The following is a 14,810-nucleotide window of genomic DNA, read 5'->3' on the forward strand; positions in this document are numbered from 1 at the left end:
CCCGCCTCTCGACCGGTTACGCGCGGTAGGGCTGGAGCTTCGGCACGACCGCGCGGCACGCGGTGACGACCCGGTCCAACGCGTCGTCGTCCAGGCCGGCGTGGGCGGTCAGCCGCAGGACGGTGCGGTTGCGCGGTGTCGTCGGCGGGCGGAACGGCGAGCCGAACACCCCGTGGTCCTCCAGGATCGCGCACACCTCGTCCAGGTTGGCCTCGCCTCCGGTGTGCAGCGGCAGGATCGGGCCGGTGCTCGGGGCGGTGTCGCAGCCCAGGTCGCGCAGGTCCTCGTGCAGTCGGCCCGCGACCGACCAGAGGCGTTCGCGCGCCGTGTCGTCGGTCGTGGCCACCCGCAGCGCGGCGCGCAGTCCCTCGACCTCGTGCGTCGGCGACGTGGCCCGGAACACCGAGTGCGGCGCGCGGAAGCGGGCGAACTCCCGGTTCGAGGCGATCACCCCGGCGCGACCGGTGAACGAACGGGCCAGGGTCGCGGTGCGGAACGCGACCCGGTCGGCCAGGTCCAGCGCCACCACGAGCCCCTCGCCGCGCGGGCCGTGCACGCCCAGCGCGTGCGACTCGTTCGCCACCAGCGCGCAGTCGTAGCGCTCGCACACGTCCACCAGGTCGTTCAGCGGCGCCTCGTCGCCCAGCGCGCCGTAGACGCTGTCCACGCACACCACGCCCGGCCCGTGGTCGGCGAGCAGGCGCTCCAGGTGGTCGACGTCGTTGTGCTGGAACCGCCGGGTGCGCCCGCCTCCGGACATCGCGCCGCACCACAGCGACGCGTGCGCCCGTTCGTCCAGGTACACCGGCAGGTCCGGCGCGGCGTCGCGCAGCACGGTGTCCAGCAGCCACACGTTGGCGTCCCAGCCGGACCGGCACAGCACGGCGGTCGGCGCGGCCAGGAACCCGGCCAGCTCGGCCTCCAGCTGCGGTCGCGGGTCGCGGGCCCGGCCCCGGCGCAGCGCGTCGATCCGCTCGGCCAGCACCTGGGGGTGCCTGCCGAGTCCCAGGTAGTCGTCGCCGAGCAGCGACACGTCCGCCGGTCCGGGCCTTGGCCGTTCGACGACGACGTGGCCGCCCCGCGCCGTGGTCAGGTTCATCGTCCTCCTCGTCGTCGGGAGCAGGTCCCGACGAAAGGCGGATTCAAGCACCGGACACCCGTGACCCGATCAGGTCGACGTGCCCACCCGGATCCACCCGCACGGGTGCGAGGGCACCGGGTGCCGTCGACGCGCGCCCCGACCGGGTGGGCTTTCCTCGGCGGTTTGCCCCCTCACCCCGCGAGCGGGTGACACCCGGACGTGGCGTCGGTTGCCGCCCGGCACGGCTCACCCACCACGAACTTCACCCGGTCGTGGCGCCGGTTCGGCACCGGCGGTCGCCCTGCCCCATCATGGCCGGCCGACGAGGTCAGCGCAGCGGCTCACCCCTCGTCTCGGGCAGCGTCAGGATCACCAGGAACGCCACCAGCGCGCCCGCCGCCACGTACCAGAAGAACGAGCTGCCGGTCAGCAGTTGGATCATCAACGGCGCGGTGCCGCCGAAGAGCGCGACCGTGAGGTTGTACCAGGCGCCGATGCCCAACCCGCGCAGCTCGGTCGGGAACAGCTCGCTCATCACCGCCGGCGCGATCGACGTCATCGCCGTGTACAGCCCCAACCCCACGCAGAACACCACCAGCAGCCCGCCGACGCCGGGCGCGACGAGCGTGGACAGCGGCACCACGAGCACCGCCGTCGCCGCCGACCACACCAGCAGCTGCGGCCGCCTGCCGATCCGGTCGGACAGCGCGCCCATCGGGTACTGCAACGCGATGAACAGCACGGTGGCGATCGACAGCGCGAGGAACACGTCGGTCGCGTCGGCGTGCCGCGTCTTCACCGCGAACGGCGTCAACGCGCTGAAGAACGTGTAGTAGCACAGCGTCGAGAGCATGGTGAACCCGACGAGCCTGCCCACCGCCTTCGGGTGCTCGACCACCGTCGTCGTCAACGGCCGCCGCACCCGCTCCGCCTTCTCCCGGTTCCGCTCGAACTGCTCGGTCTCCTCCAGGTTGCGCCGCAACCACAGCCCGACCAGCCCCAGCACCCCGCCCACCAGGAACGGGATCCGCCAGCCCCACGAGTTCAGCCGGCCGACCTCGAGCGTCCGCGCCAGCGTGAACCCGAGCAGCGAGGCCACCAGCAGCGCGCACCCGGTGGAGATGTAGAAGAACGCCGAGTACCGCCCGCGCCGGTCGGCCGGCGCGATCTCGGCGAGGTAGGCCGACGCGTTGGACACCTCGCCGCCCAACGACAACCCCTGCGCGATCCGGGCGAGCAGCAGCAGGACCGGCGCCAACCACCCGACCTGCGCGTAGGTCGGCAACGCCGCGATCGCCACCGACCCGCCGGCCATCAGCACGATGGTGAGGATCATCGCGGGCCGCCGCCCCCGCACGTCGGCGAACCGCCCGAGCAGGTACCCGCCCAACGGCCGGAAGAAGAACGCGAGCGCGTAGGTCGCCAACGTGTTGATCAGCGCCAACCTCTCGTCCCCCTTGGGGAAGATCTGCGTGGCGAAGTAGATGCTGAACGTCGCGTAGATCGTCCAGTCGTACCACTCGATCGCGTTCCCGATCGACGCCGCCACCAACTTCCGAACCGGCAACCGATGCCGCTCCGGTAACCGGGCCGTGGTGCCGTCCATGCTGTACCTCCGGTAGAGGGCTGTGATCAGGACACGATGGTCAGGGCAGGGCCGCCGAAGCGCTGCGGTCGAGGCGTTCCGTCCCAGTGCTGCGAAGAAGCAGCCGGAGCAAGGCGGACGACTGATCGCTGCCGCCTCGCGTGACGCCCACTCGCACGCCGTCGACGCGCGAGACCGCAGCGGCCGACCGGCCACCGCGCCGACTGTCCGCTGTGGACAGACCTGCCCAGGGCGGCTGTCGGCGGTCGCCCCGGCCGTCTTCGACCGCACGACAACGACTTCCGGCCGCACCGACCGCCCTCGACGGCAATCCCGCCGAGTCCCGCTCGCGGCCGTCGCGCACCGCCGAACGACACCCGCCAGGCCACGGCCACCGAGGACGACCTCCCCGGCTGTCGCCCATCGCCGGCACCGGACACCGGCACGAGGCAGCCGCTTCCCGGCTGAGACCGCGTGGCAGTGCGACCAAGGCCGGGCGTCCGTCGGGACCGCGCGTCAGGTCGGGTGGGGCGGAGCGTCCGCCCGGGCCGTGTGGCAGGTGCGCCCAGGCCGGCTGCTTGCCATGCCCAGGCCGTGCGGCGGCCGGGGTCTGGTGCGTCGTGGTGTCGGCCATGTCCGGACCCCCTCGCGGCGTCGTTGCCCGTTCCGGGGCACTGTGCCGTGCTGTCCGACCCTCCGGTATGTGGCGAGCCGACACAGCTCCACCGGTGGTCGTGGGGCTCGACGTAACCACACGCCGCCGTGGGTCGGTAGTCCGGTCACCGAACCGTCGTGCGCGCCTCCCATTCCCCTGCCAGCAGGCCGAACAGCAGGTCGTCGGTCCACTCGCCCTTCGCCCAGGTGGCCTGCACCCGGTGACCCTCCTGGCGGAAACCCAGGCGGGTCAACAGGTTCGCCGAGCGCGCGTTGCGGGCGTCGCACTCGGCCGACACCCGGTGCAGGCCCCGGTCGGCGAACAGGTGGGTCAGCACGCGGCCCACCGCCTCCGTCGCGTATCCCTTGCCCTGGTGCGGGATCGCGAAGGTGTAGCCGATCTCGGCCTGCATCCGGTTCTCGTGCAGGTTCACCGCCACGTCGCCGACCAGCTCCCCGCCCGCCTCCACAGCGTACTGGAACCACCCGGGTTCGTTCGGGTCCGACCACGAGAGCGTGCGGACGAACGCCTCGGCCGCCCCCAGCGCGTACGGCACCTCCCACCCCTGGTACCGCGCCACCTCCGGGTCCGACCGGTACGCCGCCAGCACCGGCGCGTCGGCGGGCCGGAAGTGCCGCAGCGCCAACCGTTCCGTCGCGAAGAACGTCACGCCGTCACCGCCAGCGCGAACGGCAGCACACCCGTCGCGCCCGCCCTCCGCAACAGCCGCGCCGCCACCGTCATCGTCCAGCCGGTGTCGACGCGGTCGTCCACCAGCAGCACCGGACCGTCCACACCGGACAGATCCGGAACCTCGGTCGACGACACCAGCCCGGCCAGCCGTTGCGCGCTGTTGGCCCGGCGCGCCGCCTCACCGAGCCACACCTGACCCAGCAACGGCAACCGGCCGATCGACGCGAGCCGCGACCCGAAGCTGCCCACCAGCTCCGGCCGGGACCGCGACCCCACCGTCACCACGCCCACCGGCCGCTGCGCCCAACCCCACGCGGACAACACCTTCACACACGCGGCGAACACGTCGTCGGGCACCGCCTGATCCGCCTCGCCCAGCAACGACCGCAGGCGGTTGCCCCAGCCGATGTCGGTCAGCCGCCCGAGCGCCCACCCGTCCGCGGCCTGCTCGCCCGCCGCGATCTTCCCGGACAACCCCACGCCGATCGCGGCCATCCCGGTCGGCCACATCCGCCGCGGCGACAGCTCCACGCCCGGCCGCGCCAACCGCTCCCGCGCCGCCTCGGACGCCGCCTCCGACACCCGCGCCGACGGCCGCTCGCCCGTGCAGTTGTCGCACCGCCCGCACGGCGCCGCGTGCGGGTCGTCCAGCTGCCGCAACAGGAACTCCATCCGGCAGCCGGTCGTCTCCAGGTAGTCGAGCACCGCCCGCTGCTCGACCTCGCGCGCCGCCGCGATCCGCGCGTACCGCTCGCCGTCGTAGACCCACTCGCGCCCGGTCGTCTCCCACCCGCCGCGGACCCGCCGCACCGCGCCGTCCACGTCCAGCACCTTGAGCACCACCTCGAGCCGCGACCGGGACAGCTCGACCAGTGGTTCCAGCGCCGCCGTCGACAGCGTCCGGCCCGCGTCCGCCAACGCGTCGAGCACCTGCCGCACCACGCGCTCCGGCGGGAACGCCAGCGACGCGAAGTACGCCCAGATCTGCTGGTCCTCCGGCCCGGGGAGCAGCAGCACCTCGGCCCGCCGCACGCCACGCCCGGCGCGGCCGATCTGCTGGTAGTACGCGATGGGCGACGGCGGCGCGCCCAGGTGCACCACGAAACCCAGGTCCGGCTTGTCGAAACCCATGCCCAGCGCGGACGTCGCGATCAGCGCCTTGACCCGGTTCGCCTGGAGGTCCTCCTCGGCCCGCTGCCGCTCGGCCGGGTCCGTGCGCCCGGAGTACGCGGCCACCTCGTGACCGCGCGACCGCAGGAACGCCGCCACGTCGTCGGCCGCCGCCACCGTCAGCGTGTAGACGATGCCGGAGCCGGGCAGCTCGGTGAGCTTGTCGGCCAGCCACCCCAGCCGCGCCTCCGCGGAGGGCAGCCGCACCGCCGACAGCCGCAGGCTCTCCCGGTCGAGCGGACCCCGCAGCACCAGCGTGTCACCGCCGGCGCCCAGGCCCAGCTGCTCGGACACGTCCCGCACCACCCGGTCGTTCGCGGTCGCCGTCGTCGCCAGCACCGGCACGCCCGCCGGCAGCTCGGTCAGCAACGTCCGCAGCCGCCGGTAGTCGGGCCGGAAGTCGTGGCCCCAGTCCGAGATGCAGTGCGCCTCGTCGACCACGAGCAACCCGGCCGACGCCGTCAGCGCGGGCAGCACGGTGTCCCGGAAGTCCGGGTTGTTCAACCGTTCCGGCGACACCAGCAGGACGTCGACCTCGCCCGCCGACACCCGCTCCCGCACGCCGGCCCACTCGTCGGTGTTGGCCGAGTTGACCGTCGCCGCGTGCACGCCCGCCCGTTCGGCCGCCGCGACCTGGTTGCGCATCAGCGCCAGCAGCGGCGAGACGATCACCGTCGGCCCCTCGCCGAGGGACCGCAGCAGCGCCGTGGCGATGAAGTACACCGCCGACTTGCCCCACCCCGTCCGCTGCACGACCAGCGCCCGCCGCCGGCCCGCGACCAACGCGTGGATCGCCGTCCACTGGTCCTCGCGCAGCACGGCCTCCGGACCCGCCAGAGCCCGGAGCCTGTCCTCCGCCTGGGAGCGGAGCGCGTGTTCGTCCATGGGGGACACCTTCCCAGAGGGGTACGACAGTTCTGCCGCCGCGGTAACCGGGGGGACAATCCCGATCGGGTGAACGTAGGCTGGTCCACGTGACTGATGACCTGCGCGAACAGGTGCACGCCGCCGCCCGGCGCGCCCGAGTCGCGGCCGACCAGCTGGTCCTGGCCACCCGCGAGCAGAAGGACGCCGCGCTGCACGAGATGGCCGCCGCGCTGCGCACCCGCGCCCCGGAGGTGCTGGAGGCCAACGCCAAGGACCTGGAGGCGGGCGCCGCCGCCGGGCTCAACCGCGGCCTGCTGGACCGGCTGGAGCTGACCGAGGCCCGGATCGACGGCGTGGCCGCGGGGCTCGAGACCGTCGCGGGCCTGGCCGACCCGGTCGGCGAGGTGCTGCGCGGCTCGATCCTGCCCAACGGGCTGGAGCTGCGGCAGGTGCGGGTGCCGATGGGCGTGGTGGGCATGGTCTACGAGGCGCGCCCGAACGTCACCGTCGACGCCGCCGGCCTGGCGCTGAAGTCGGGCAACGCGGCGCTGCTGCGCGGCTCGTCCTCCGCCGAGCACTCCAACACGGCCCTCGTGGCGATCCTGCGCGACGCGCTGGAGAACGCCGGCCTGCCCGCGGACGCGGTGCAGCTGCTGCCGTGCCACGACCGCGCGTCCGTCACCCACCTGATCACCGCCCGCGGCCTGGTGGACCTGGTCATCCCGCGCGGCGGCGCCGGGCTGATCGACGCCGTGGTGCGGCAGGCGACCGTGCCGGCGATCGAGACCGGCGTCGGCAACGTGCACGTGTACGTGGACGCCTCGGCCGACCTGGACATGGCCCAGCGCGTCGTGCTGAACTCGAAGACCCGCCGCACCAGCGTGTGCAACTCCGCCGAGTCGCTGCTCGTGCACGCCGACGTGGCCGACGAGTTCCTGCCCCGGGTCATCACCGCGCTCAAGGCCGCCGACGTGACGATCCACGGCGACGAGCGGTTCGCCCGGGACCCCCGCGTGGAGCCCGCGACCGACGAGGACTGGGACACCGAGTACCTCTCGCTGGACATCGCGGCACGCGTGGTCGACTCGATCGACGACGCCATCGCGCACATCGCCGCGCACGGCTCCGGGCACACCGAGGCCATCGTGACCTCCGACCTGGCCGCCGCGCGCCGGTTCACCACCCGGGTCGACGCGGCGGCGGTGATGGTCAACGCCTCCACCGCGTTCACCGACGGCGCCGAGTTCGGCATGGGCGCGGAGATCGGCATCTCCACCCAGAAGCTGCACGCCCGCGGTCCGATGGGCCTCGCCGAGTTGACCTCGTCCAAATGGGTCGTCTGGGGTGAAGGACACGTGAGGGGCACCTCCTGACGCTTCACGGGGCGTGGTCGTTCGGGCACACTTGGTCGCTGTGAGTGACTGGACGATCGAGGTCGACCGCCGGATCTGCACCGGCAGCGGTCGCTGCGCCGCGGGCGCGCCGGGCCTGTTCCGGTTGGAGCAGGGCCACGGCACGCCGGTGCGCAACGCGGTGGAGGCCTCCGACCTGGTGCTGGACACCGCGGAGTCCTGCCCGGCCGAGGCCATCGTGGTCCGCGACGACGACGGGTCGGTGCTGGCTCCCCAACTGTGAGATCCGCGTCATGGCGGGTGGTCTCCCGCGTCACACCCGTGCGCGGCCACCCGCTCGGGGTGCGGTCGCGCCACGTCGGCGGCCGCCTCCCCCAGGGCCGTGGGCGCACGCGGTGTGCGGGTGGTCACTCGGGGAGTTCACGGCCACCCGCACATCGCCGAACTACTCTCACTTCCCATGTCCAACCGCCGGATCGGCGTCATGGGTGGCACCTTCGACCCGGTGCACCACGGCCACCTCGTCGCGGCCAGCGAGGTCCAGGCCCGCTTCGACCTCGACGAGGTCGTGTTCGTGCCGACCGGCCGGCCGTGGCAGAAGGTCGAGCACGAGGTGAGCGCCGCGGAGGACCGCTACCTCATGACGGTCATCGCCACCGCGTCCAACCCGAGGTTCTCGGTGAGCCGGGTGGACGTCGACCGCAGCGGGCCGACGTACACCTACGACACGCTGAGCGACCTCAAGGCCACCCACCCCGGGGACGACCTGTTCTTCATCACCGGCGCGGACGCCCTGGAGCAGATCCTGGGGTGGCGGCGCGCCGACGAGATGTTCGACCTGGCCCACTTCATCGGTGTCACCCGGCCGGGTTACGAACTGGACGACCGGCACCTGCCCAAGGGATCCGTGTCACTCGTGGAGGTGCCCGCGATGGCCATCTCCTCCACCGCCGTGCGCGCCCGCACCGCCGCCGGGCTGCCCGTGTGGTACCTCGTGCCGGACGGCGTCGTGCAGTACATCAGCAAGCGGCGGCTTTACTCGGTGCCGGACTAGTCCCGGACGCCGGTACCCTCATTGACTCGTGCGGGTGTATAGGCGCCCGCCGATGGTGATGAGGAGCAACGTGGCAGCCACCGACGAGGCACGACGGTTGGCGCTGGTCGCCGCGAACGCGGCGGCAGACAAGAAGGCGCACGACGTGATCGTGCTCGACGTGTCCGACCAACTGGTGATCACCGACTGCTTCGTGATCGCCTCCGCGCCCAACGAGCGGCAGGTCGGCGCGATCGTGGACAACGTCGAGGATCAGCTCCGCGAAGCGGGCCGCAAGGCGGTCCGCCGTGAGGGCGCACGGGAAGGTCGCTGGGTCCTGCTGGACTTCGTGGACGTCGTCGTGCACGTCCAGCACGTGGAGGAACGCAGCTTCTACGGCCTCGAGCGGCTGTGGAAGGACTGCCCGCAGATCGAGTTCGACGGCGGGCAGCCGCAGGACGAGGACGCGGTGGCCGCCGAGGTCGACGAGGCCGCCGGGGCATGACGCTGAACCGGCTCGTGCTGTGGCGGCACGGTGAGACCGACTACAACGCGACCGGCCGGATGCAGGGCCACTACGACTCGGAGCTGACCGGGACGGGGTGGAACCAGGCCCGGTTCGCGGTGCCGGTGCTCAGCGGGTTCGCGCCCGAGCTGGTGGTGGCCTCCGACCTGCACCGCGCGCGGGACACGGCCGGGGTGTTCACCGAGGCCACGGGCGTGCCGCTGCGGGTGGACCCGCGGCTGCGCGAGACGAACCTCGGCAAGTGGCAGGGGTTGACCGGCGAGGAGATCGAGGCCGAGTGGCCCGGGATGCTGGGCGCGTGGCGCACCGACGCGTCGGTCTGCCCGCCGGACGGCGAGACCCGCGTGCAGGTCGCCGAGCGCGCGCTCGCCGTGGTGCGCGAGGTGGACGAGGAGTGCTCCGACACCGTGCTGCTGTGCGCGCACGGCGGTCTGATCAGCGCGTTGACCGGGCGGCTGCTGGAGCTGCCGGCGGACCGGTGGGCGCTGTTCGGCGGCATCGGCAACTGCCACTGGACGGTGTTCACCCGGCGACCCTCGGGTGACGGGCGCTGGCGGCTGTCGTCGTACAACGCCGGCACCACGCGGTGAGGCTGCTCGTCCTCGGCGACTCGCTGACGTTCCACGGGCCGGAGGGTCCGCTGCCCGCCGACCACCCCCGGCTGTGGCCGAATGTGGCGGCGTCGGCGCTGGGCGGGCACGCGGAGCTGGCGGCGGGGTTCGGGTGGACCGCGCGGGACGCGTGGTGGTCGTTGACCGGGGACCCGCGCGTGTGGGCGTTGTTGCCGCACACGGACGTGCTGGTGCTCGCGGTCGGGCACATGGACACGCTGCCGTCGCCGCTGCCGCCGTTCCTCCGGCAGGGCCTGCGCTACCTGCGGCCGGACGGGGTGCGCCGGCGGGCGCGGGCGGCGTACCGGGCCGTGCAGCCGGTGCTGTCCCGGGTGCTGCCGCAGGTGGCCCTGTCGCCCGCGCGGACGGTGCGGTACCTCGACCTGTGCGTGCGCGCGGTGCGGGCGTTGCAGCCGGGGATCCGGTTCGTGGGCATGACGCCGTCCGTGCACCGTTCGGCGGCCTACGCGTCGGTGCACCGGGGTCGGGCGGCGGCCGAACGGGCGGTGCGGGCGTGGGCCGCGCGGGTGGACGTGCCGCTGCTGGACGTGCCGCCGCTGGTGCGTGAGCACGTCGTCACGCGGCGCGGCAACCCCGACGGGTTGCACTGGGGTTGGGAGGCGCACGCGCTGGTCGGCGCGGCGATGGCGGATCTGATCGGGTCCGTGGCGGTGGACCGTTCCGAGACGGACGGCACGTAGTCTCGCTATTCGTGTCCACCACGATCGTCACCGACTCCACGGCGTACCTGCCCGAGGGGTTCGCCGAGCGGCACGGCATCCGGATCGTGCCCCTGCACGTCGCGGTGGACGGCACGAGCATGCTCGACGGGGTCGACTTCGGGCCGGTCGAACTGGCGTCCGCGCTGGGCGAGCACCGGCGGGTGACGACGTCGCGGCCGACGCCGGGCGAGCTGGCCGAGGTGTACCGGTCCGTGCTGGCGGACGGGGCCGAGGCGATCGTGTCGGTGCACCTGTCCCGCGACCTGTCGGGCACCTGGGAGGCGGCGCGGCTGGCGGCCGAGGAGGTCGACCCGACGCGGGTGCGGGTGGTCGACTCGCGGGCCACCGGGATGGGGCTGGGTTTCGCCGTGTTGGCCGCGTGCGCCGCGTCGGGTGGTGGTGAGGCCGCGGCGAGGGCGGCGCGGTCGGCGGCGTCCCGGATCCGGATGTTCTTCTGCGTGGAGACGTTGGACCACCTCAGACGCGGCGGTCGGATCGGCGCGGCGGCGGCGCTGCTGGGCACCGCGTTGGCGGTGAAACCGCTGCTGCACGTGGACGACGGTCGGATCGTGCCGTTGGAGAAGGTGCGCACGATGGGGCGCGCGGTCGGCCGGCTGGTGGACCTGGCCGCGGCGGCCGCCGGGTCGGGTCCGGTCGGGTTGGCGGTGCACCACCTGGCCGCGCCCGAGCGCGCGGCGGAGTTGGCGACCCGGTTGGACGAGCGGGTGCCGGGGTCGACCGGGTGCCTGATCTCCGAGGTCGGAGCGGTGATCGGGGCGCACACGGGCCCCGGTGTGCTGGGTGTGGTCGTGCTGCCGGGTGACGTCGACCAGGGCTAGTTGTCCACAGCCCTCCCAGTTGTCCACAGTTCGCGCATTGCCTCCTTGCCGGCGGCTCGACCCGGCCTAATGTCGAGTCCATGTCCGACACCAATCCCGATTCCCCGACCGAACGCCTCCGCGCCGTGATGCACCGGGAGCGCGGAAAGCACCGTGCCACCGACGCGCCCGTCGTCGTGTGGGCTTCCAGTGAGGGCGGAAGTGATCCGCCGCGCGTTCTGCCGCGTTTTCTGAACCGGTGGATTCCGGCGTCCACGAAATCCCGCCGCGCGGTGTGCGCGGGTGTGGTGGCGGGTGCCGTGCTGGCCGCGATCTGGGCGGTGTGGTGGCGTCCGCCGCCCGCCGAGCCACCGCCGAACCTGCCCGTCGCCGCGATCACGTCGGTGTCGAGCGAGCCCTCTCGGGTGGTGGTCGACGTCGTGGGGGAGGTGCCGACACCAGGCCTGGTCACGGTGCCGAGCGGTGCGCGGGTGGCGGACGCGGTCCAGGCCGCGGGCGGCGCGAAACCGGGCGCGGACCTGGCCGGGTTGAACCTGGCCCGGAAGGTCGTCGACGGCGAGCAGATCCCGGTCGGAATTCCCGCGTCCGCCGGGAACGAGGGCACGCCCACCGCGCCCTTGAACCTGAACACCGCGACCAAGGACCAATTGGACGCCCTGCCGGGCATCGGCCCGGTCACCGCTCAGCGCATTGTCGAACGCCGTCAGAAACGCGGTCCGTTCACGTCCGTCGAACAACTCGGCGAAATCGAGGGGATAGGCGACACCCGGCTGCAACGCCTGGGTGAACTCCTCCGCGTCTGACCCTCATTTCTGCGTCCGTCGTCCGGCCCTGTCCGCCTGCCCTCGTGCTCCTGGTCGCCGCCAGGAGTCCGCCCTGTCGGGAGTCCACCGCATGAATCCCCGTCTCCACCTGGTCCCGACCGCGCTGGCGGTGTGGGGTCTCGCCCTCGCCGGGCTGTTCTCGACCTGGTGGGTGGCGGTGGCCGTCGGTCTGCTCGCCTCGGCCGGGGGAGCGCCGCCGCTCCGCCGGCACCGACCGGCGGCCCTCGCCCTCGCCGTGACGGCGCCGGTGGCGGCGGGCTGGATCGGGTTCACCCTGCACCAGTCCGCGCACCACCCGCTCCGCGCGGAGTACGGCCGACCCACGACCCTCCACCTGGAACTGGAGGAGCGGCCCCGGGGCGTCCGCACCGCCGGGTTCGGCTCCCGGCCCGGCGGGGTCGACCTGGTCGTGGCGCGAACGTCCACTTCGGACGGTGCGCGGGTGGTCGTGCTGGCGCCGGCCGATTCCTGGCGGTCGCTGTTGCCCGGTCAGGAGGTCACCGCCTCGGGCACGCTCGCTCCGACCCGGGCCGGTGAGCTGTCGGTCGGGATGCTCCGGGTCCGCGGTCCGCCGAAGGAGGTCGGTCCCGCGCCGGTGTGGCAGCGGGTCGCGGACCGACTCCGGAAAGGGCTCCGGGAGGTGTCCGGCGCCCTGGACCCCGAGCCCGCCGGTCTCCTGCCCGCCCTGGTGGTCGGTGACACGGAGGGTTTGTCGCCCAGGGTCGTGGACGAGTTCCGGACGGCGGGGTTGTCCCACGTGCTCGCGGTGAGCGGCGCGAACCTGGCGATCCTGTGCGGGGCGGTGCTGTTGCTGCTCCGGCTGGTCGGGGTCGGACCGCGGACCTGCGCGGCCGGTGCGTCGATGGCGCTGGTCGGGTTCGTGCTGCTGGCCGGTCCGGAGCCGAGCGTGCTGCGGGCGGCGGTGATGGGCGCCGTGGCGTTGCTCGCGCTGGTCCTCGGGCGGGAGCGGTCGGCGTTGCCGGCCTTGGCCGCGTCGGTGGTCGTCCTGGTGCTCTACGACCCGGAGTTGGCCGCCGATCCCGGGTTCGGGCTGTCCGTCGTGGCCACGGCCGCGCTGGTCCTGCTCGCACCGCGGTGGGCCGCCGCGCTCAAGGAACGCGGTGTGCCGGTCGGTATCGCCGAGGCGTTGGCGGTGCCGGTCGCGGCCAGTCTCGCCACCGCGCCGCTGGTGGTCGGCCTCACCGGCCAGGTGAGCCTGGTGTCGGTGCCCGCCAACCTGGTGGCGGGTCCCGTGGTCGCGCCGGCCACCGTGCTCGGCGTGCTGGCGGCCGTGCTGGCGCAGGTGCACGAGGGTACTGCGCGGGTATTGGTCGAGGTCGCGGGGCCGGCGATGGACTGGTTGGTGCTGGTGGGTCGGCACGCCGCTCGGGTGCCGGGCGCGGCGGCGCACTGGCCGGACGGGTGGCTCGGCGGCGTGCTGCTGGCCGTCGTGCTGGCGGTGGCCTGGGTGTTGCTGCGGCTGAGGCGGATTCGGGTGCTGCTGGTCGCGCTGGTGCTGGGCGCGGTGCTGGTGACCGTGCCGGTCGAGGTGGTGGCGCCCCGGTGGCCGCCGAGCGGGTGGGCGGTCGTGGCCTGCGACGTGGGCCAGGGCGACGCGGTCGTGCTCGCGACGGCCGAGCGGGACCGGGCGGTGTTGATCGACACCGGGCCGGACCCGGTGCCGGTGCTGGCGTGCCTGCGGCGGCTCGGGGTGCGGCGGATTCCGTTGGTGGTGCTCAGTCATCTGCACGCCGACCACATCGGCGGGTTGGCGGCGGTGCTCGCGGACCAGCGGGTCGGCGCGGTGGCGGTCGGGCCGGCGCGGCGGCCGGGGTGGGCGTGGGAGCAGGTGCGCGAACAGGCACGGGGCAGTGGGGCCCAGGTGGTCGAACTGGAGGTGGGCCGGCGGTTGGGTTGGCCGGGGTTGGAGGTGGAGGTGCTGGGGCCGCGGTCGGTTCCGGCGGTGGGTGAGGAGAACACGGCGGTCAACGACGCGTCGGTGGTGCTGCGGGCGTCGACCGCGGCGGGCCGGGTGTTGCTGACCGGCGACATCGAGTTGGCCGGTCAGGCCGACCTGCTCGGTGGGCACGTCGACCTGCGGGCCGACGTGCTGAAGGTGCCGCACCACGGGTCGCGGTACTCGGCGCCGGAGTTCCTCACGGCCGTGAGGCCGCGGGTGGCGCTGGTGAGCGTCGGGGCGGGCAACCGCTACGGCCATCCCAGCGGGCCGCTGGTCGACTTGCTCGGCCGGGCGGGCGCGCTGGTCGCACGCACCGATCAGGACGGCGACACTGCCGTCCTGCCAGGCCCGGACGGGCCGCGGGTCGTCCGTCGGGGCGACCCCGTTCACAAGGGAGGAAAACCATGAGGGACAACGGGGTGTGGGTCCGGCTGCACGTGGGCTGGGAGCCCGGCGCGCGGGGCAGGGCGCTGGCCTGGACGCTGTGGCAGCCCGGCTACCGGCCGGAGTCGTGGCCGACGGAGGAGTTGCGGCCGTCGTTCGTCTACTACGTGTGCGAGGACCTCGCCGCCGGAGGCCGGGGCCTGGTGGCGCGGGCGACCGTCACGAGTCTGCTGAACACGGCCGAGGCGCCGTCGGCGGAGGAGGCGTACCGCCTGGTCGCCGACAACCTCTTCGACGACGACCTGGCGATACCGCCGGACGACTGGCATTCCCACCGCTACAACAAGGTGAAGGCCGACGCGCCGTGGCCGCAACGGCTGACCGCGTGGCGGATAGCGACCGAGCCGTTCGGGCCGCAGCTGTTGCCGCCCGGTCGGATGAGGTTCCCGCGTAGCGGGTGGCTCAGGACCGCGGAGTTGGCGCTGTGACCGACTCCGCGGGTCCCGCG

14 protein-coding genes are annotated in these 14,810 nt (G+C 73.6%); 10 read left to right on the top strand and 4 right to left on the bottom strand.

Annotated features, from left to right (window positions below):
- Positions 1–16: 16 nt before the first annotated feature.
- The 4 genes from AB0G50_RS01585 to AB0G50_RS01600 all read right to left on the bottom strand — a co-directional run bounded on the left by AB0G50_RS01585 (position 17) and on the right by AB0G50_RS01600 (position 6,069).
- Positions 17–1,099 (bottom strand): aminotransferase class I/II-fold pyridoxal phosphate-dependent enzyme, encoded by a 1,083-nt coding sequence (locus AB0G50_RS01585; protein WP_360100920.1) that lies wholly within the window; start codon positions 1,097–1,099, stop codon positions 17–19.
- Between the two features lie 310 nt (positions 1,100–1,409).
- Positions 1,410–2,687 (bottom strand): MFS transporter, encoded by a 1,278-nt coding sequence (locus AB0G50_RS01590; protein WP_360100923.1) that lies wholly within the window; start codon positions 2,685–2,687, stop codon positions 1,410–1,412.
- Between the two features lie 758 nt (positions 2,688–3,445).
- Complete coding sequence (locus tag AB0G50_RS01595; protein WP_360100926.1) at positions 3,446–3,991, bottom strand: GNAT family protein; 546 nt, start codon at positions 3,989–3,991, stop codon at positions 3,446–3,448.
- On the bottom strand, positions 3,988–6,069 hold the full coding sequence (locus tag AB0G50_RS01600) for a RecQ family ATP-dependent DNA helicase (protein ID WP_360100929.1): 2,082 nt from the start codon (positions 6,067–6,069) through the stop codon (positions 3,988–3,990). Before AB0G50_RS01600 ends, AB0G50_RS01595 begins: the two co-directional genes overlap by 4 nt.
- Positions 6,070–6,158: 89 nt before the next feature.
- On the opposite strand from AB0G50_RS01600, the gene AB0G50_RS01605 reads away from it, so the two are divergent.
- From AB0G50_RS01605 to AB0G50_RS01650, 10 genes are all read left to right on the top strand, one after another.
- The gene (locus tag AB0G50_RS01605) at positions 6,159–7,424 is read left to right on the top strand and encodes a glutamate-5-semialdehyde dehydrogenase (RefSeq protein WP_360100932.1); all 1,266 of its coding nucleotides are present in this window, start codon (positions 6,159–6,161) and stop codon (positions 7,422–7,424) included.
- A gap of 40 nt (positions 7,425–7,464) precedes the next feature.
- Positions 7,465–7,686: a ferredoxin gene (locus AB0G50_RS01610; RefSeq protein ID WP_360100935.1), complete on the top strand. Its 222-nt coding sequence runs from the start codon at positions 7,465–7,467 to the stop codon at positions 7,684–7,686.
- Between the two features lie 177 nt (positions 7,687–7,863).
- A complete protein-coding gene (gene nadD, locus AB0G50_RS01615) occupies positions 7,864–8,457 on the top strand; it encodes a nicotinate-nucleotide adenylyltransferase (RefSeq protein ID WP_360100938.1) in 594 nt (197 codons plus the stop codon).
- 70 nt (positions 8,458–8,527) lie between these two features.
- The gene (rsfS, locus tag AB0G50_RS01620) at positions 8,528–8,941 is read left to right on the top strand and encodes a ribosome silencing factor (protein ID WP_360100941.1); all 414 of its coding nucleotides are present in this window, start codon (positions 8,528–8,530) and stop codon (positions 8,939–8,941) included.
- Positions 8,938–9,552, top strand: a complete 615-nt coding sequence (locus AB0G50_RS01625) for a histidine phosphatase family protein (RefSeq protein ID WP_360100944.1) — start codon at positions 8,938–8,940, stop codon at positions 9,550–9,552. The genes rsfS and AB0G50_RS01625 overlap by 4 nt, the downstream gene beginning before the upstream one ends.
- Complete coding sequence (gene octT, locus AB0G50_RS01630) at positions 9,549–10,274, top strand: diglucosylglycerate octanoyltransferase (RefSeq protein WP_360100947.1); 726 nt, start codon at positions 9,549–9,551, stop codon at positions 10,272–10,274. The genes AB0G50_RS01625 and octT overlap by 4 nt, the downstream gene beginning before the upstream one ends.
- An 11-nt stretch (positions 10,275–10,285) precedes the next feature.
- Complete coding sequence (locus tag AB0G50_RS01635; RefSeq protein WP_360100950.1) at positions 10,286–11,134, top strand: DegV family protein; 849 nt, start codon at positions 10,286–10,288, stop codon at positions 11,132–11,134.
- Between the two features lie 284 nt (positions 11,135–11,418).
- The gene (locus AB0G50_RS01640; protein WP_360100953.1) at positions 11,419–11,937 is read left to right on the top strand and encodes a ComEA family DNA-binding protein; all 519 of its coding nucleotides are present in this window, start codon (positions 11,419–11,421) and stop codon (positions 11,935–11,937) included.
- Positions 11,938–12,028: 91 nt separating this feature from the next.
- Positions 12,029–14,326, top strand: a complete 2,298-nt coding sequence (locus AB0G50_RS01645) for a DNA internalization-related competence protein ComEC/Rec2 (RefSeq protein ID WP_360100956.1) — start codon at positions 12,029–12,031, stop codon at positions 14,324–14,326.
- Entirely contained in the window at positions 14,323–14,790 is a 468-nt protein-coding gene (locus AB0G50_RS01650; RefSeq protein ID WP_360100959.1) for a hypothetical protein, read from the top strand. The genes AB0G50_RS01645 and AB0G50_RS01650 overlap by 4 nt, the downstream gene beginning before the upstream one ends.
- Positions 14,791–14,810 lie beyond the last annotated feature (20 nt).

Origin of the sequence: Actinosynnema sp. NPDC020468 (genome assembly GCF_040642015.1) — a bacterium.
Taxonomy (GTDB): Bacteria; Actinomycetota; Actinomycetes; order Mycobacteriales; family Pseudonocardiaceae; genus Actinosynnema.